The sequence below is a fragment of the Pararhizobium sp. LjRoot235 genome (assembly GCF_964254145.1).
GTDB lineage: Bacteria > Pseudomonadota > Alphaproteobacteria > Rhizobiales > Rhizobiaceae > Pararhizobium.
This window is the reverse complement of the sequence record NZ_CAXUSP020000002.1, coordinates 564,643-582,811: the sequence shown is the minus strand read 5'-3', so window position 1 is coordinate 582,811 and position 18,169 is coordinate 564,643. Positions and strand designations below refer to the sequence as shown.

The following is an 18,169-nucleotide window of genomic DNA, read 5'->3' as shown; positions in this document are numbered from 1 at the left end:
CAGCAAAGCCTCGCCGAATTGCACCGCTTCGCCGCCGCCGCCGATGATCTCCGGATCGAAGAGGTTGACGACGTCGGCGAGGGTCGAAAAGAGGCACTCTTAAAAGTTGATTTGATTTGACCGGCGCAATCATTCGCTATTGCAAAGCACGCTGTAGTAGTGTTGATTGCACAACATACCACGTTTACGTGTGGTGGCAGCAGATGACTAAGGTCATCGGCACCAACGAAGCGCTTCAGGCTGGAGTTTCCCACACTTCGGTTGGAGCGAGCACGCTCCGTGCTGGGCTAGCTAATCCAGGAAAACGACCGTGAAGAATTCCTATTCAATAGCACACCTGACAGCCCTAGGACTCACTCCACCCCAGCTAATCGAAGCTGCAAGCGATGCCGGTTATCAATATGCAGGTTTACGGCTCAACCGGACGACACGAAACGAGCCATTGTATGATTTGATAAATGATCGACCCCTGATGAGGGAAACAAAGGCATGCCTTGCCGGTTCCGGCGTCACGGTCTGGGACATTGAGGCCGCGCGAATGGATCCTCTGCGCGACCATCTGCACTATCGCGCTTTCTTGGAGGCCGGTGCTGAGCTGGGAGCTCGGCATGTACTTGCCCAGTTACCCGATTCTGAGCGGAACCGCGCGGTTGAGCGTTTCGGCTCTTTATGCGATCTGGCCAAGCCGCTTAATCTCAACGTCAGTCTCGAGTTTGTCTCGTGGACTGCTACGCCAAATCTAGTTGAAGCGGCACGCATCCTTCGCGCGGTCAATCGTCCGAACGCCGGCATCCTGCTCGACACGCTGCACTTTGACCGCTCTGCTTCTAGCCTTGAATTTCTAAAAAGACTGCCGCCGGACTGGTTCAAGTGGGCGCATGTCTGCGACGCTCCGGCAATTCGGCCGATCAATCGCGAAATACAGATCTATACAGCACGCTGCGAAAGACTGTTTCCTGGCCAAGGAGGAATAGACATAAAAGGTATTCTTGCATGCCTGCCAGAGGACATTGTCTATGCTCTTGAGATACCCAGCGAACAATCCGTGAAAAAAATTGGATTTCGAGAATATATTTACCAAGCAATATCTAACACACAATTTTATCTGAACAAATCAGTTGTCCAATAGTTGAGATAAAGCGTATTGGATCGATCATTGGCCTTCCGCGTACCACCAGTTATTCGTCTACTGTTGCAGTAAGGCGGAACTTTGCCTGATTTCGCCCCATAGCAACTTGATAAGCAGGCTGTGCAGGCCACCGGTTGAAAGCTGAAGCAACTTGGAATGGAACGACATGGAGCACGAAAAAACCGATGAATGTGACGTGTTGGTGGTTGGGTCCGGTGCAGGCGGCTTGTCTGCAGCGGTGACGGCCGCTACCCATGGCCTCCGGGTGATAGTCCTGGAGAAAGAAAGCGTATTCGGTGGCACAAGCGCATGGTCGGGAGGCTGGATGTGGATTCCTCGTAACCCACTCGCGGTGCGGGCAGGCTTCCAAGAAGACATTGAGACGCCCCGCACGTACCTGAAAAGCGAACTAGGAGCGCGATTCGACGCAGAGAAAATTGACGCATTCCTTGAACGCGGCCCTGAGATGGTGGAGTTCTTCGAACACCACACCTCGGTGCGCTTCATTGACGGCAACCACATCCCGGATTTTCATACGACGCCTGGCGCGGCGATGGGAGGTCGGTCGGTTTGTGCCATGCCGTTCGATGGGCGCGAACTCGGTCCATTGATCGACAAACTACGTGAACCCCTATCGGTTATTACGATAAAAGGCATGGGGCTTGCGGCTGGGCGGGATATCACACATTTCTATCGTGCAACGCGCTCCATGAGGTCCGCCCTCTATGTTGCCCGGCGACTGACCGCATTGGCTTGGCACAGGCTTTGGCACGGCCGATCAATGCACTTGGTCAACGGCAATGCGCTCATCGCTCGTCTGCTGAAGTCGGCGGTCAATCGTGGAGTCGAGTTGCGGACTTGCGCTCGTGCTGTGTCATTGGTCGTGGACGGCCGGCGCCTGACGGGCGCAAAAGTCGAAGTCGCGGGCGGCATTATCCACCACGTGCGTGCAACGCGCGGCGTCGTGCTTGCTTGTGGTGGATATCCACACGACGTTGCCAAAATAGCCCAGACCTTCGCCTATACTCCCTCCGGGCTCGATCATTGGTCCGCAGCGCCACGGTCAAATACCGGGGACGGCATTCGACTTGGGGAGTCGGTCGGCGGTCACTTCAGCAATGCACTTGACGCCCCTGCCGCATGGGCGCCCGTCTCGCTGGTCCCTCAAGGCAATGGTGCTGCGGACATAGTCTTTCCGCATTTGATCGACCGTGCCAAGCCTGGCGTGATTGCGGTGACACGCAATGGCAGCCGTTTTGTCAATGAAGCAGCGTCATACCGGGATTTTATCTCTGCGCTGCTGAGTGCCACGCAAGCGGGCGAAGAAGTGTGCGCTTGGCTGATCTGCGACCATCGTTTCCAGCGACGCTATGGCCTAGGCTTCTCGAAGCCATTTCCCTTTCCCGTCTGGCCATATCGGCGCTCAGGGTATCTCGTCCAGGCCTCCACCCTTGGTGAACTGGCTGTGAAATGCGGCATCGAACCGCAGGAGTTGCAAAATACGGTGGAAGCCTACAACAAAAACGCTAAAGAAGGCGCGGATCCCCAGTTCCATAAGGGCTCGACATTCTATGACCGCGTCCTGGGAGACGCCGAACATCAGCCGAATCCCTGTCTTGCACCGATTAAAAAGAGTCCGTTCTATGCAGTCAAGCTGCTGCCCGGCAGCCTTGGCACGTTCGCGGGACTGGCAACCGACGCGCAGGCACGAGTGCTGGACAAGAACAGCGGCGCCATTCCCGGCCTTTACGCTGTAGGGAACGACAGCGCCAGCATGATGGGTGGCTTTTACCCGAGCGGCGGCATAACACTTGGCCCTGCAATGACGTTCGGATATCTCGCGGGCCAAGCGCTTGCCGGTATGGAAGCTGCGCAGGACCTGACCAAGCCGCCCCATGCCGCCAAGGTCAAACCATCAGCCAACCAAGTTTGAGTTCAACCACGGGAAAAATCTGCCCATGCAAAATATCGTCATCGAGTCGCGCCAACTGAACATGCCGAAACTTGGTTTGGGCACGTGGCCTATGGTAGGCGACGAATGCACCCGAGCCGTAGTGCAGGCCTTGGAGCTTGGATACCGGCATATCGATACCGCCGCGGCCTATGAAAACGAAGATGCCGTGGGTCGAGCGCTCGTCGAATCCGGCCTGCCGCGCAAGGAAATTTATGTGACCAGCAAGGTCTGGTGGGATAAATTGACGCCGTCAGACATGCGTCGATCATTCGACAATACGCTGCAGGCCTTGCAGAGCGAATACGTGGATCTGTTTTTGATTCACTGGCCGGGAAAGGGATGGGACCTAGTGCGCACCATCGAGACCCTGATCTCGATCAAAGAGCAAGGCGGCGCGCGCAACATTGGCGTTGCCAACTTCCCCTTGCCTTTGCTCCGCGAAGTTGTTGAGGTGATGGGTGCCCCCTTGGCCGTGATCCAGGTCGAATATCACGTTTCACTGGCTCAGCGAGCCCTGCTTCAATATGCCCGCGAACACGACATGGCATTGACTGCCTATAGTCCTCTCATGCGCAACAAAGCCGCCGAAATCCCCGCGATTCGCAGGATCGCCGAGAAGCATGGTGTGCTTCCAACCCAAATAGCCCTTAAATGGCTGCTCGAGCAGCCGAATGTTGCAGCCGTTCCAAAGGCCAGCAGCAGGGCAAACCAGTCAAGCAACTTGGCGTCGTTTAACGTGCAACTCGACGATGACGATCGTGCCGTGATCGCTTCGTTACCGAAAGATCAGCGGGTCGTTAGCCCAGAGTACGCGCCGCAGTGGGACCCGCCGACCTGATTTGGTTCGGCAAGAGCCTACCGGGAAATGGCAACACGATCGATCAGACTGTCGGAGTCCCCATGATGGGTACGACTGCGAGATAGCCAAGCGGGCCTACATCATCGCGGAGGCCCCCGGTCTTGGCGCCTACCCGGTACGGATTTGCGGACCGAAGGAATGCTGGTACGCAATCCTCACCGGATGGATAGAATGAATTCAGGATCCCTTTACGCGCTCGCTGCCTTCGCAATCTGGGGGCTCTTTCCGTTCTATTTCAAATTGCTGAAGGTCATCCCGCCACTCGAAATGCTGGCGCACCGGATGGTGTGGTCCTTGGTTTTCGTAGCCAGTGCGCTCGCGGTACGTGGTGAGTGGCGTTGGTGCCTCACTGCCGTTCGAGAGCCGCGCAACATAATTCGTTTCGCGATCTGCGCCGGACTACTGTCGGCGAATTGGGGCCTGTATATCTGGGCGGTCAACACTGGCCGCGTCGTTGAGGCCAGCCTCGGCTATTTCATCAATCCGCTCGTCAGTGTCCTGTTCGGCTTGGCGTTCCTGCGCGAGCGTCTGCGGCTTCTTCAGTGGGGGACAGTCGCGATCGCCGTAGCGGGTGTGCTGTGGCTGACGTGGAAAAGCGGCTCGCCGCCCTGGATCAGTCTCGTGCTCGCCGTCACGTTCGGTGCATATGGCTTACTGCGCAAGACCGCGCGGCTCGGCCCGCTCGAGGGCCTGGCGTTCGAAGCCATACTCCTTTTTCCCGTCGCGTTTCTCTATCTGCTATGGCTCGTAGCGCATGGGGAGAGCCACTTTGGCGATGTGCATGCCGGCATCCAGCTGCTGATCGCCGCCGCCGGTCCCGTGACTGCGATACCGCTTTTGCTATTCGCAGCCAGCGCACGTCGCATCCCGTTGTCGACGCTGGGGCTTTTCCAATATGTGACACCCACACTACAACTGCTATTGGGCGTATTTGTCTATGATGAGCCATTCGGCCATGTGCAACTCGTCGGTTATGGCGCGATTTGGATAGCGCTTATGATCTACTCATTCGAGAATTTATGGGAGACTCGCAGAGATCGTGAGAACATCAATCAAGCGGATAGCTGATTGGAGAAACGCTGCTGCAGCTCATCTGGCCCGGAAATAGCCAGCCCAAACACGTTGCGGCCGAACCGTCGTCACAAGGCCATGTCGAATGGACGGGTGTTCTGTGATGCCCACCACGATCAACGCCGGTGCTTCAGCGTCGCGGACCGCCAGACCTCAGAGCAACCTGAGTGAGCTCGGATGGCGAATGAAGAACAAGCGGATGAATCGCTGACGCGATTATCCGCTTGCGAAGAGGGAGCGCGGCTCAGGCTCGGTAGCCTGCATCTATCGAATTGAGCGTCGAGTCTATTTCTTCCCCAGCTCATGCATCGGGGTGCGGTAGTTTTCCCTTGCGGTCGCCACCGAGACTGCTGCGACGATCGTGGTCATCACTGTAAAAGCCGCGACGGGAACCCAGCCGTTGGGTCCGTCGCCTAGAAGCGCTGCGCTGATGGTCGGCGCGAAGCCGCCGAGGGCGAAACCGATCTGCGTGCCGATCGCCATTCCGGAGAGCCGGACACGAGTGTCGAACATCTCGCCGTAGAGTGCTGGCCAGACGCCGTTGCAGGCGCTGTAAACCACGCCGGAGAGCAGGATACCAAGAACAAAGATCAGCGTGAGATTGCCCTGGCTGATCGCCCACATATAGGGCCAAATCAGGATGGCGCAGCCGACAGCACCGAAGAGGAAGACTGGCTTGCGTCCGATACGGTCAGCAAGCAGCGCCCAGGCGGGAATTGCGCCGAGCGCTACCAAATTGGCGAGAACGAGAACAGTTAGCATCATGGTGCGATCGATGTGCATTGTGTTGACCGCATAAGAGAGCGTGAACACAGTGAAGATCGTGCTGACCACCGAGATGAGGGCGGCGAAGATTACGCGCGCCACGTCAGCCCGGTAGTCTTGAACCAAGGCCAAGAACGGGACTTTCGCAGTTTCGTGGCTCTTCGATTCGTCAAGGAACGCAGGCGTTTCCGGCAGCGAGCGGCGCACCCAGAACCCGACGACGACAACGACGAGGCTCAGGAAGAATGGGATACGCCAGGCCCAGGAAAGAAGATCTGCTTCCGGCAACTCGGTTAGCGGAATGAACACGAGCGTCGCTAAAATAAGCCCCGCCTGGGTGCCGCTTAGCGTGAAGCTGGTGAAGAAAGCGCGCCGATTTGGTGGTGCGTGCTCCAAAGTCATTGAGTTGGCGCCAGCCTGTTCCCCCGCAGCGGAGATGCCCTGAAGTAGGCGCGCAATCACAAGGAGGATCGGCGCCAGAATGCCAACCTGATCAAAGGTTGGCAGGCAGCCGATGATGAATGTCGAGAAGCCCATTAACAGCAGCGTGAAGGTCAATACCTTCTTCCTGCCGAACTTGTCGCCGATATGACCGAGAGCAACTGCCCCGACAGGTCGTGCGATATAGGCGACGCCAAAGGTTGCGAATGAAGCAACGGCCGCCACCTGCGGATTCGCCGCAGAGAAGAATATCTTGGGGAAGATCAGCGCGGCGGAGGTGCCATAGATGAAAAAATCATAGTACTCGACGGCGCTACCAATCCAGCTCGCGAGGGCGGCTTTCTTGGGCGATTTCACGTTGGGGGATTCTAATCCCTCTACCTGCAGCCCTGGTGAATAAGTCCCGATGGTTGTCATTTATATCTCCTCCATTTGTCGTCTGTGATTGAAAAAATTTGAGCTCAGCCGCGCTCCTCACCGCGATAGAACTGAGTTCGGCAAAATGGCCAGGCATACTTACGGTGTCGGTTCTGTGTGCCAGCATAGCCCACATAAATCGTCGTCCGGGGCTGACCGAATACTGAGGTCAGGCTGGTTTCCAGACACGCCTGCTCGCCATGCAAAATGTACTATCTGGTACGTTCATGTCAAGATGGTTGAAATTATTAATCGATATTATACTTAAGCTTGTAGCGTCAGGCGGCAGCCAAATGGCTCTTTCCGCCGCCCGGTGGGCCGAACATCAAGACATTGGCATCCCTTTGCGATCCATGCGTCGCCGGCGGTGATTGCTATGACCCGGGCTTTCGAGATCATTGGCACGGCATCGAAGTCGAAGCTGTCAATGGTCTTGCCGGGCGGCAGTCTTGCTTCAGCGAGATGACGTTCAATCCTACGCCGGTCTCGTTCTGAGAGCTCGTGCTCGGCGATAGCTAAGAGGAAGGCTGCCGGGAGGGGTCGTGTCGATGTTTTCGGTAATGGATCGGAATCCGACGCCCTTGCTCTCCGGTTGGGTCGCGATTTCGATCAGGCCCTTGCCAAAACCGACCTGCTCATTCTCGATGACTGGGGCCATAGAAGCTCAGCGACGAGCAGCGGCGCGACCTCCTGTCTGGAGATCGTTGAGGACCGCTATGAGAAACGATCCACCATTGTAACCAGCCTGTCGAGCACTGGCACGACATGATCGGCAATCCAACGATCGCCGACGCCACCCTCGTTCCCGGGAGCCGAATTGGAATCCCGCTTACGGTAGGCGTGGCATCTTGGCCGCGGCACTGCTCCAGTACAGTTATCACAATGACGCGACGGCGGCGATGTCCGCAGCCGTCCAGCGGCATTTATGGCGTCCCTCATCGATTTTCGCGCCAAGCCCGCGGTAGAAGCCGATGGCAGGCTCATTCCAATACAGAACGGACCATTCCATTCGCCCCAGCCTCTCATCGCGGCATTTGCGGGCCAGATGGGACAACAGCGCATGGCCTATTCCCTTGCGGCGAAACTTTTCCGCCACGAACAGATCTTCCAGCCAGAGGCAACTTTTGCCGAGGAAGATCGAATAATTATAGGACCAGATCGCAAAGCCTGCCGGTTCGCCATTCCATTCGGCTAGCTCACAATAGGCCGACGGCCGCTGTGAGAAAAGCGAAGAGGCGATATCGGCCGGGGTCGCGACGACATCCTGGAGACTCCCCTCGTAACGTGCGAGCTCTCGCGCGAATTCGACGATCGTGCCGGCATCGTCCACTTCTGCCTGCCGTATTTCCAGCGGCATGTTCATCTCCCTTTCCCATGGAGTAAATGACTGACGGACAGTCATTTACTCCATGGGAAGGCCGTTTGCAACTCACGGTACTTGCTTGCAAGACGGCCCGCGGCTGCGGCGGGAGGACTAAGGCTGATCCTGAACACCGTGCTGTTGGGCACGGCTGCTGACAGTTCGGGCGAACAGCTCACGCATCTGGCGGACCAGTAGGGTTCTGTTCGGCGAGGATGACACTTTGGCGTCGTTGACGACCCCGTGCAACGCGTTGAAGAGAAAGATCGCGGTAAAACGGGGATTCTTGACCGTCCAGGCGCCAGCGGCATCGCCGCCGGCGAGCAGTTCGTTCAACTGGTCCACGATGGGATTGTTGCTCAATCCCGTCCGGCTCGGGGGCGGGCCCTCGGAGAAGATGATGTCGTGCAGCCGGGCGGCGTCCAAATAGGCTTTCGTACAGCCAAGGACCCAGCCTGCAAGCTTGCCGTCCCAGTCGTCCTTGCGTTTGCCCTTCAGGCCGCTGTTGATGCCGGCGAGGACGATGTGAACGAACTGATCCCGCAGGGCGTTGACCACGTCGTCCTTCGACGAGAAATAGAGATAAAAGGTTCCCTTCGCGACGCCCGCTTCGGCCGTGATCTGCTCGACCGTCGTCGGTTCGATCCCGTTGGTTTGAAAGAGTTGGGCCGCCGCGGCGATCAAGTCTTCGCGGCGCTCTCCTGCGGGTTTGGTTCTCCGGCTTGCGGAACGTGCAGGCATTCTATTCTCTCCTGATCCAGGCTGATCTCATGCGTTCGCTGCGAGCTGCAACCCTGCGGCGCGATATGGGGGTGACGAACCATGTTCGGCGGGAAGCCGTCTTGCAGCTGAACCGGTGAGAGACAGCGAGCGCTCTACCTCAGGTTTTTAAACCTTTCACGTTGCAATTCATCGTGGATATGTTACGACATGACTGTCCGTCAGTCAATCGGTCGTCTTGAAATTGCCATGATCGACCGTCGTCCGTCGGCATAATCCAAACGCATCTTGGACACTCGAAGAGCTGGAAAATGGAAAACGTTCTGGAACATGATGGCGTGCTGCGCGAGAAAAACCGCAATGTTGTGAAAGACTACATGAGCCGGAAGGGTGAGAGCCGGCTTACAAGATATATGTTGTTTGCCGATGACGGGACGGGTGGCCTCTGGACCGCCGATACCATCGATCCCATCGTAGCAAAGGGGCGCGATGCATTGAAGTCCCATGGAGAGTGGTCGTTGAAGTGCTTTCCGGATTGGGAATGGAAGAATGTCGAGATCTACGAGACGCAAGACCCGAACAAATTCTGGGTCGAATGTGACGGAGAGGGCCGGATACTCTTTGCCGACTATCCGGACGGATACTACAAAAATCACTTTATCTTCTTCTTCCTGTTAGAGGATGGAAAGATCAAGCAGAGCAAGGAGTTCATGAATCCTTATCAGCAACTGCGCGCGCTTGGGATTCCGATTCCCCAGGTCAAGCGGCATGGTCTGCCCCAGCGCGCGGAACACTAAGCCGAGGGCCGCCCCCACGGCGAGCCGATGCAACATTCACTCCTTTCGGCGCTGCTCTTCCAGAGTGGCGCCGTTTTGGTATGCGGGCATCGCCCCAGCGAGTTCGAGTTCATGCCTCGGCCGGCGGACGATCGGTGCGCGATGCGGAGGGGCGTTGTTCAAATTTCCTGAAATCGATTGACTGACGGTCAGTCAAATTGTAGTCTGACCTTATTCTGATCCCAGCCGCCGTCGAAATTCCCGTCGCATTCGGCGGAACAGCGTGGCTAGGCTGTTCGTGAGGGCATCATGTTAGTCTCAATAGAGAAAGTCGGGCAGGGGCCGCGGCACGCTTTTCTTGTGCTCGTCGCGGTCGTCCTTGTATGCCTCAACCTGCGGGTCGTCTTTGGGGGTGTGGGGCCTCTCATCCCTTACATGCATCTGACGGCTGCCACCGCGAGCGCTTTGACTGCGTTCCCGCCGCTGTGCATGGGACTTTTCGCGCCCCTTGGTCCCGTTTTCAGCCGCAGGTTCGGTCATTCGCGAGCGCTTTTTCTGGCGACGCTCATCCTCGTCGTGGGTATTCTCGTCCGTTCCTCAGGCTTGTCGGGCTTGCTTGTCGGAACGGTTATCGCAAGTGCCGGAATCGCGGCCCTCAACGTACTCACCCCTGTCTTCATTCGCCATAATTTCGCTTCAGAGCGGATTGGTGTGATGATGGGTGTGTATGCGATGATGATGGGTGGGGGAGGCGGGCTCATGGCCGCATTTGCGATCCCGCTTTACGACGCCGCAGGCAACTCCTGGGCTTTTGCTCTGGGGGTCGCCGTCCTGCCTGCCCTGATGGCGCTCGGTGCTCTGCTTCCGCTTTTCGATAGCGCAAAGCCCACTCAGGTTCTTGCCCAGCGGAGAAACTGGAGTGCAATGCTCCGCAAAAGGATCGTCTGGAGCCTGATCGCGTTTTTCGGCGTGCAGACGCTCGTCTTCTATGCCGTCCTGGCGTGGCTACCAGCCATTTATGTAAGCAAGGGAATGGACGCCGCAGCCGCGGGCTTTAATCTTGCAATTTGTATCTTCGCCGTGGCGGTGGGTGGCTTTCTCGGGCCAATGATCGCTGCGAAGCATGACGACCAGCGTTCGCACATTCTCGCCTCCATTGGTCTGTGCATCGTGGGCCTGGCGGGTGTGTTGTTGTCGCCCCCGTGGTGGGCGCCGGTCTGGGTCATCCTCCTGGGCCTGGGCCTTGGGGCCGGGCAGGGCATTCCAAGCGTTCTCTTCGCTAAGCGGTCCGTCGACCCGGCGCAAATGGCCAAACTGTCCAGTGTGGTGCAGATGGGCGGTTATCTCATAGCGGCGTCGGGGCCGGTCCTTGCAGCGGCGTTGCATGGCTGGAGCGGCGGATGGACCTGGCCCGTCGCCGTCTTGCTTGCCTTGCTCGCCATAAACGCCATCGTAAGCCTTCCTGGAGGGCGCAACCATGTGGCAAGCTATTAACTTTCCGCCCCGTCCGCCCGCTCTCGCAACCGGCATCAGTCGGCCGAGCAACATTGGTGTAACAATCCTGGAGATCGCGTGATGCGAGCGAAGCTAATTCGTGGCAGCGGCGGAATTGCGTGCTGGACATTGGCTTCGGTTGCGGTCGGTCTCCTGATCGTGGCAAGCGGATCCGGTCAGGCGATGCTTCTGGCCACCATATTGGCCGAGGCGCTCAGCGATACGACCGCATCCAGCGTCACGCCCCTGCTAATCGGACTTGGTGGCATACTGGTCCTGCGGGCTGTTTTGATCTGGCTCGCCGAGTTGGTCGCTCAGGCCTGTGCCGAAGCAGTCAAGACCGATCTTAGAAAAAGGCTTTTCTCGCATCTCCTGATCCTCGGTCCCGGTGTTACGCTTGTACGACAGACCGGCGAGCTCCAGGCAACGATCGTCGGCGGCGTGGAGGCACTTGAGAGCTATTACTCTCGCTACCTTCCGGCGGTGGCGACCGCGATCATTGGCTGTACCGGCATCGTGATCGTGATTGCTGCCCTGGACTGGGTGTCGGCTCTCCTGCTGGCCTTCTTTCTTCTTGCGTTCCCGATGGTAGACGAGGCATGGATGCGCTGGCGGATGCCCAAGGGATCAGGTGTCTTTGCGGCCATGGGAGCGTTCGCGGCCTATCTACTCGATAGCCTGCAGGGGATCGTTACGATAAAGGCTTTCGGAGCCGCGGACGCGCGCCGGTCGGTGCTGGCGGCGAAGGCAACGGCGTTGCGTCAGCAGGCGATGGCTACATTGCGGGTCAGCCTGTTGCGTGGCGGTCTGACCGGCTTCGTGATGCTGTCGGGAATTGGCCTGCTGGTCGTCGTCAATGTGCTACGAGTCGATTCAGGCAATCTTGCACCCCATGTCCTGCTCGTCACGTTTTTCCTTGCGCCCGAGGCCTTCCGGCCACTGAGCCGCGTCGAAAAGGAGTTTCATACGGCCTGGGCGGCGAGTGGCGCCATCGCCCCGATCGAATCTTTTCTGGCCCTCAGCCCTGCAGTCATCGAACCACCTAGATCGGTTGACAAGCCCTCCACCGGCGACGTCGCGTTTACCGATGTCAGCTTTACCTATCCGCAAAGCACCGGCACTGCTCTCTCCTCTCTTTCCTTTCACGTGCGGGAGAAGGAATTCGTAGCACTGGTCGGCGCGTCGGGCGCGGGCAAGTCCACCGTTATGGCGCTGCTCCTACGTTTCTTCGACCCCTCATCCGGCCGTATTTATGTCGGGGGGGTCGACGTACGGGACCTATCGCTGAAGGACCTGCACTCCCTAGTCAGCGTCGTGTCCCAGGACACGTTCCTCTTCAGGGGCACGATTGCGGACAATCTCCGGTTCGGCAAGCCAGAGGCGACGGATGACGACCTACGCGCTGCGGCCCGCGCGGTTCATATCGCAGAATTTATCGAATGCCTGCCGCAGGGCTACGATACGGAAATCGGCGAACGCGGCATGCATCTTTCCGGCGGGCAGCGGCAGCGCCTTTCGATCGCCCGCGCCCTCCTGAAGGATGCTCCCATCCTCATCCTCGACGAGGCGACGTCGAATGTGGATGCGCAGAGCGAGAAGGCGATACAGGCCGCGCTCAAGGCCGTCGCAGGCAAGCGGACGATGCTGGTCATCGCGCACCGGCTTTCGACAATCGCGCGCGCCGACCGCATCCTTGTCCTGGATGGTGGTCGGCTCGTCGAGACCGGAACCCCGGCCGAGCTTGGTCGAAGCGGAGGTGCCTATGGCACTCTTCTCGCAGCCGAAATGGAAAGGGTGTCACAGTGAGCAAGGACAGCACCTCCCAGGCGAATTTCCTTGGCTCCGCCGCATCCATCCTCGGCCTCATCCCACTTCTGAAAGATCATCGCCTCAAGCTCTTCCTCACTGTCCTTTCGGCGGTCTGCTCTCACAGTGCCATGCTGGTCAGCCTCGGCATTGCCGGGTGGCTGGCGGGAAGGGTGATGGCAGGCGAGGCGCCGGGGGGATTGTTCGCGGTCTTCCTCGGGCTTGCTGCGTCTATCGTCGCGACGGCTGCGGCCCGCTGGTGGCAGGCCTATATCTCGCATGCGCTCGCCTTCTCGGTTATCGAGACCCTGCAACTGGGCGTCTATGACGGGCTGGCACGCGCTGCCCCTTTAGATATCCTCGGGCTCCACACGGGTGAGCTCGCATCGGTCGCGATTTCGGACGCGGCGCTGATGGAGCACTTCTATGCTCATACGCTGGCAGACTACTGTGCCGCTGTCCTCGTGCCGCTCGTGGCCTTGATCGCTATTTTTTATGTGGAGCCGGCAAGCGGTATCGGGCTTCTGCCCTTTCTCTTTTTTGTCGCAAGCGTTCCCTACTGGTTTTCGCGTCGGGCGCAGCGACAAGGCAGTGTCATTCTCGGCAATCTCGGCGCGTTGAACGCCGACACGGTCGAGTTCGTCCTCGGTCAAAGGGAGTTGACCATCTTCGGTGGTGGTCAGGATTTCTTGAACAGGCTGATGCGCCGCACATCGAGCGTGTCAGCAGCGCAGCGGCAATATGGTTCGCGCGCCGGCCTGGAACAGGCGCTGATCGATTTTTTAACGGGGTCTGCCGTCCTGGTTTCGGTCTTCATCGCCATCACCCGCATCAACGATGGAAACCTCGATAGGGCACTCCTTCCGCTGATCGCCGTACTTGCCGGTGGCGCGCTGGTGCCGATCGTCGAGGTCAGTCAAACGGCGCGCAAACTCGGCGAATTGAAAGCTGGCGCACGCCGCATCCTCGCCATTCTTCATCAGCTTCCTCAAGTCGCCGACACCGGCAAGGCACCCGCGCCGCTCGGCAGGGCGATTCGGTTTCAAAACGTGACTTTCGCCTATGATGCGAACAGGGGCGAAGTCCTGAAAGGCCTTGATCTGGGCATCCCCGCCGGCAGCATGGTGGCGTTGGCCGGTCGGTCGGGTGCGGGTAAGAGCACCGTCATGAACCTGCTTCTGCGCTTTCGCGATCCCTCGGCAGGCACGATTTCTATTGGAGCGCTTGATATCCGTGACCTGTCGCTCGACACGCTCAGGTCCCTGATCGCCTACGTTCCGCAGGACATCCATCTCTTCAACGAGACGATCGCGGACAACATCCGATTGGGCCGACCGGACGCATCGATGGCCGATGTCGAGAGGGCGTGCCGCCTGGCACAGGCGGACAAGTTTATCAAAGCCTTGCCCGACGGCTACGAAACGATGTGCGGCGAAAGCGGCGCTAAGCTGTCTGGGGGCGAACGCCAGCGTCTGGCCATCGCCCGGGCACTCGTTACCAAGGCTCCGATCATTCTCCTCGACGAAGCATCGTCCAATCTCGATACGGAAAGCGAAAGAGCGTTCGAGCAGGCGCTCGACTCGGTACGCGGTAGCCGGACGGTTATCCTCGTCGCGCACCGCCCCTCCACGATCCGCCGCGCGGACAGGATCGTCGTCCTGCAGGACGGCGCTATTGTGGAGGATGGTTCCCATGCGACGCTAGCGGCACGGGGTGGCGCCTATGCCAGGCTCATCGGGGAAGGCGGCCAGCCGGCATGAGACGCGATGCTCAGGACCAGCGCAGAAACTCGCCACGCGCGACGACGGTCACCGCGCCCGAAACCTCGATGGCTTCGATCGTGAGCGGCCGGGATCCGCAAATGCGGGCATGCATGAGGGAGTGCCGGCCCATCTCGACGCCCTGATGGATCTTTATCTGGTCGCCGAAATTGATGATCCCCTGCCGCAAGAGGTGCAGCGCCAGCGGTCCGGCCGCGGACCCCGTCGCCGCATCCTCGACAACGCCGTAGGCGGGGGAGAACATCCGCATCCTCCATTCCAAACCCTGACCGGCGAAGCAGTTGATCGCGACATCCGGCAATTGCGCCAGTTGATGGTGGTCGGGTTTGACCGCCGAAAGCGCCTCGATGGACGCAAGTCCGACGAAGACGTGACGGGGCCCGTTGCGATATATCTCTACAGGGAAGAGGGAGTGGCTCAGCCCCAAGGCCTGCAGGACTGTTTCTTTTTGATCATAGTCCTGCCACGTCGGTATGGGTTGCCGCATCGTGACCGCCTGGATTTCACCGCAACGAGAGCGATCCAGTCTGAAGGGGACCGGTCCCATCTTGGTCTCGAGGACGAGGCGACCGGAGGCTTGGGATTGCCCGAGGACGGCCGCGGCTCCCAACGCCGGGTGACCGGCGAAAGGCAACTCGTTGACGGGGGTGAAGATACGGATCCTGAAGTCGCCCCCGTCGTCGGGGGGAAACGTAAAGACCGTCTCAGACAGGTTCAATTCATTGGCGATATTTTGCATGTCGGCATCGCGAAACCCGGCAGCGTCAGGGAAGACTGCAACCGGGTTTCCCTTCAACGGCCGATCGGAAAAGGCATCTGCAAGGACATAGGAGCGCGTGCGCATGTCGGAATTCCGTTGTGGAGCAAACGTGTGTCACTGGGGAGAAGCGATGGCTGGTTTAACCAGCCATCCCAATCGAATTGAAGTCGAGCGCTGGTTTATGATTTGCGGGCGCATCGAATGCCTGGATACCGCCTCGGACCAGATGGAGGATGGCTTGGCGCAGAATTCCAGGTCCGTCCTGAGTAAGCAGGGATTCTGGGTGGAACTGCATAGTGCTGAAGAATGCCGACCGCATGGCGTGTACTTCTCCGGTCGTCTCGTCGCGGCTGACCTCGACACAAATCCCATCGACGAGGTAAAGGAAGTCCCGAGCGCAATTCGCGACATAGCTGTTATAGAAGCCGACCCTCTGCCAATCGCCGAAGTAATTTATTTCCCGCTGGATACCCTGATTCGGTGTAGCCCGACGAAGCACTTCAAGCCCCAACTCCCTCGACAGGATCTGATGGCTCAGGCAGACGGCTATGAAGGGATGGCGCTCGGCCAGGAGCGTTGCCATCGTCCTTTGCATGGCCGCGATGCGGGGATCCTTGGTATGGTTGGGGTTGCCCGGACCAGGCCCCATGACAACCAGATCCCACTCGCCATGAAGGACATTTGCGCATTGGAAGCTGCGTTTCGTTACCACCAGCCCAAGCGCAGCGAGCTGTTGGGCCAGCATTTCAGTAAACTCGTCCTCGGCATCGACGACCAGTGCGGAGAGGCCGCTCAAAGCGGGGTCGGGTCTCCCCCGCTCGTTGCACTCTGTAAGCCAAAAGGAAGAAACCAGCGCGTTTCGCTGCTTCAGTGCCGCTTGCACCGACTGGTGGTCGCTGAGGCGCCGCCGCGGTTCAAACCCGAAGGCGCCGAGCATTGCTTTCGCCTTGGATAGCGTTTCCGACGCCTCCTGGACCGGATCTGAATGGCGCACGATCGTTGCGCCCACGCCCAGAGAGACACCTCCATCCATGCTGATGGATGCCGTTCGGATGAGGATGGCCGAATCGAGCGTTCGCGTACCGGACTGGTCCCGTCCAAACAGCGCCAAGGTGCCGGCATAGTAGCCCCGGCCGGCCGGCTCGTATTTTGCAACGACGCGGCAAGCGTTTTCGAGCGGACTGCCAGTCACCGTTGGGGCAAACATGGTGTGGACCAATACCTCGCGCGGATCGGCGGGCGTGTTCCCCTTGATTAGATATTCGGTATGGGCGAGGCGGGACATTTCTTTCAGGAACGGTCCGACCACAGTTCCGCCCTTGGGGCAGAAACGGGCCATCATCTTCAGTTCCTCATCGACGACCATATAAAGCTCGTCGCGCTCTTTCGTATCGGCGAGAAAGTCGACCGCGCCCGACAGGGATGGGCCGGACGGGGGATAGCGATAGGTGCCGCTGATCGGATTGATGGTCGCGACGCCACCCTGCATGCTCACCTGCCGCTCGGGGCTTGCGCCGACCAGCAACCGATCGCCCGTAAAAAGGAGGAAGGCCCAGTAGGCGCCGGCTTCGTCCTGCAGGAGCCGCCTGAAGACGGCAAAGCCGGCCTCGACGGCATCGGTTTCGAGTTGGGCGGTGAACGAGCGCTTGATGACGAAGTTCGAACCTTCGCCATTGCCGATCTCGTTGTCGATCACCGCGCGGACGAGATCGGCATAGTGCTCATCGTCGATGTCGAACCGGCCGTTCTTCAGCTGGATCGGTGCGGCAGGCAGTTTCGCCAGGACTTGGCTCAGAGGGACAACATCCCGTTCGGCGATCTGTAGGGTCAGCAAGGGCGTTTCATCGTCGATGCAGGCAAATCCCCGTTCGGCGAGCTGGCGAAAAGGAATGAGGGCAAGCACGTCGGCTTGCCCCGTGCCCATCTCCGGCGCGCCGTCCGGCAGATCGATGGAACCGATGAGGTCGGCTTTCTCCACCTTGCCGGAGAAAACCTCCAATGCACCGGAGTGGGGACCCTCCGGCCTGAAGATCAAGGCGAAAGGCACCCGCTCGCCCTCGCAACGAATAATTCTGTCGAGCAATCCCAGCGTCATGACAAAACCTCGTCGGCTGCGACGATCTTTGCACAGCAATTTGCCCCGTATTCGAGGGCGGCCAGATGTCGGTCGAGGGAAAAGTCGGCAACGGCGTCACCAACCACGAAAGTCTCGATGTCGTGCGAGAACGCTTCCACGGCCGTGATTAGGATGCCGATATGGGCGTAGACGCCGCATATGATGATCTGGTCGCGCCCCTGCCTGCGAATTTCCTCGAGAATGCTCGAGTTGTAGAAGGCGCTGTAGCGCCATTTCGTTGAGATCATGTCGCGTTGTTCTGGCGCCAACTCGTCGATCACCTGCCGGTCATCAGCCGTGGCCTCCATGCCGGGGCCCCAAAACGCCTTGAGAAGACCTCTCTGAGTGGGCGTCATGCTGCCTGGCTGTGTCGTGAAGATGATTGGGACGCCGGCGGCACGGCAATTCCTCTGAACGGCAGCGGCGTTTTTGATCAACGCATCCTTCGGATACGGGGTCGGAATGGGCCGAAGAAAGAAGCGCTGCATGTCGTGGATGAGAAGAACGACTCGCTTCGGGTCGATTTGCCAGTCCACGCGGCTGGCCGGCCATCGGGATTGATCCGGCATGCGATATTCTTCGATCTGCGGTATACCGGGCATGGCACCTTTCCTTGTCGTTCTTGTTGAATCGTAACCTCCTGATATGAGGTCATGGTGGCTACCGCGCTACACGCGCCAGGTCGCACCATTGGCGCTGGTGGCGATCGAGGAGCGGATG

Annotated in this window: 16 protein-coding genes; 9 read left to right on the top strand and 7 right to left on the bottom strand. The window is 58.8% G+C overall.

All coding sequences use genetic code 11. The features are described 5' to 3' along the window. Window positions 1-310 precede the first annotated feature (310 nt). The 4 genes from ACSQ2Z_RS23475 to rarD all read left to right on the top strand — a co-directional run bounded on the left by ACSQ2Z_RS23475 (window position 311) and on the right by rarD (window position 5,010). Window positions 311-1,129: a sugar phosphate isomerase/epimerase family protein gene (locus ACSQ2Z_RS23475; RefSeq protein WP_436083633.1), complete on the top strand. Its 819-nt coding sequence runs from the start codon at window positions 311-313 to the stop codon at window positions 1,127-1,129. 166 nt (window positions 1,130-1,295) lie between these two features. Further along, complete coding sequence (locus ACSQ2Z_RS23470) at window positions 1,296-3,062, top strand: FAD-dependent oxidoreductase (RefSeq protein WP_436083632.1); 1,767 nt, start codon at window positions 1,296-1,298, stop codon at window positions 3,060-3,062. Window positions 3,063-3,087: 25 nt separating this feature from the next. Continuing rightward, window positions 3,088-3,921, top strand: a complete 834-nt coding sequence (locus ACSQ2Z_RS23465) for an aldo/keto reductase (RefSeq protein ID WP_436083631.1) — start codon at window positions 3,088-3,090, stop codon at window positions 3,919-3,921. Between the two features lie 192 nt (window positions 3,922-4,113). Continuing rightward, window positions 4,114-5,010 carry an EamA family transporter RarD gene (rarD, locus tag ACSQ2Z_RS23460; protein ID WP_436083630.1) on the top strand — a complete coding sequence of 299 codons (897 nt, stop codon included), beginning with the start codon at window positions 4,114-4,116 and terminating at the stop codon, window positions 5,008-5,010. Window positions 5,011-5,298: 288 nt separating this feature from the next. Here the strand turns inward: rarD and ACSQ2Z_RS23455 are convergent, their stop codons facing one another. Further along, complete coding sequence (locus tag ACSQ2Z_RS23455; protein WP_436083629.1) at window positions 5,299-6,636, bottom strand: MFS transporter; 1,338 nt, start codon at window positions 6,634-6,636, stop codon at window positions 5,299-5,301. Between the two features lie 264 nt (window positions 6,637-6,900). Further along, window positions 6,901-7,110: a hypothetical protein gene (locus ACSQ2Z_RS23450; RefSeq protein WP_436084136.1), complete on the bottom strand. Its 210-nt coding sequence runs from the start codon at window positions 7,108-7,110 to the stop codon at window positions 6,901-6,903. Window positions 7,111-7,228: 118 nt separating this feature from the next. On the opposite strand from ACSQ2Z_RS23450, the gene ACSQ2Z_RS23445 reads away from it, so the two are divergent. Next, the gene (locus tag ACSQ2Z_RS23445) at window positions 7,229-7,405 is read left to right on the top strand and encodes an ATP-binding protein (RefSeq protein ID WP_436083628.1); all 177 of its coding nucleotides are present in this window, start codon (window positions 7,229-7,231) and stop codon (window positions 7,403-7,405) included. Window positions 7,406-7,513: 108 nt separating this feature from the next. Here the strand turns inward: ACSQ2Z_RS23445 and ACSQ2Z_RS23440 are convergent, their stop codons facing one another. Next, window positions 7,514-7,999, bottom strand: coding sequence for an N-acetyltransferase family protein (locus ACSQ2Z_RS23440; protein ID WP_436083627.1), 486 nt, complete (start codon window positions 7,997-7,999; stop codon window positions 7,514-7,516). Between the two features lie 111 nt (window positions 8,000-8,110). Continuing rightward, entirely contained in the window at window positions 8,111-8,680 is a 570-nt protein-coding gene (locus tag ACSQ2Z_RS23435; RefSeq protein ID WP_436083626.1) for a TetR/AcrR family transcriptional regulator, read from the bottom strand. 347 nt (window positions 8,681-9,027) lie between these two features. Between ACSQ2Z_RS23435 and ACSQ2Z_RS23430 the strand changes: the two genes are divergently transcribed. The 4 genes from ACSQ2Z_RS23430 to ACSQ2Z_RS23415 all read left to right on the top strand — a co-directional run bounded on the left by ACSQ2Z_RS23430 (window position 9,028) and on the right by ACSQ2Z_RS23415 (window position 14,552). Continuing rightward, complete coding sequence (locus tag ACSQ2Z_RS23430) at window positions 9,028-9,513, top strand: PhzA/PhzB family protein (RefSeq protein WP_436083625.1); 486 nt, start codon at window positions 9,028-9,030, stop codon at window positions 9,511-9,513. A gap of 288 nt (window positions 9,514-9,801) precedes the next feature. Beyond that, window positions 9,802-10,986: an MFS transporter gene (locus ACSQ2Z_RS23425; protein WP_436083624.1), complete on the top strand. Its 1,185-nt coding sequence runs from the start codon at window positions 9,802-9,804 to the stop codon at window positions 10,984-10,986. Window positions 10,987-11,067: 81 nt separating this feature from the next. Then, window positions 11,068-12,792, top strand: coding sequence for an ABC transporter ATP-binding protein/permease (locus ACSQ2Z_RS23420; RefSeq protein WP_436083623.1), 1,725 nt, complete (start codon window positions 11,068-11,070; stop codon window positions 12,790-12,792). Continuing rightward, window positions 12,789-14,552 (top strand): ABC transporter ATP-binding protein, encoded by a 1,764-nt coding sequence (locus tag ACSQ2Z_RS23415; protein WP_436083622.1) that lies wholly within the window; start codon window positions 12,789-12,791, stop codon window positions 14,550-14,552. The genes ACSQ2Z_RS23420 and ACSQ2Z_RS23415 overlap by 4 nt, the downstream gene beginning before the upstream one ends. 10 nt (window positions 14,553-14,562) lie before the next feature. Here the strand turns inward: ACSQ2Z_RS23415 and ACSQ2Z_RS23410 are convergent, their stop codons facing one another. The 3 genes from ACSQ2Z_RS23410 to ACSQ2Z_RS23400 are packed head-to-tail and all read right to left on the bottom strand — an operon-like array spanning window position 14,563 to window position 18,051. Next, window positions 14,563-15,417, bottom strand: a complete 855-nt coding sequence (locus tag ACSQ2Z_RS23410; protein ID WP_436083621.1) for a PhzF family phenazine biosynthesis protein — start codon at window positions 15,415-15,417, stop codon at window positions 14,563-14,565. 55 nt (window positions 15,418-15,472) lie between these two features. Then, window positions 15,473-17,428, bottom strand: coding sequence for an anthranilate synthase family protein (locus tag ACSQ2Z_RS23405; protein ID WP_436083620.1), 1,956 nt, complete (start codon window positions 17,426-17,428; stop codon window positions 15,473-15,475). Continuing rightward, window positions 17,425-18,051 carry an isochorismatase family protein gene (locus tag ACSQ2Z_RS23400; RefSeq protein WP_436083619.1) on the bottom strand — a complete coding sequence of 209 codons (627 nt, stop codon included), beginning with the start codon at window positions 18,049-18,051 and terminating at the stop codon, window positions 17,425-17,427. The genes ACSQ2Z_RS23405 and ACSQ2Z_RS23400 overlap by 4 nt, the downstream gene beginning before the upstream one ends. Between the last annotated feature and the right edge of the window lie 118 nt (window positions 18,052-18,169).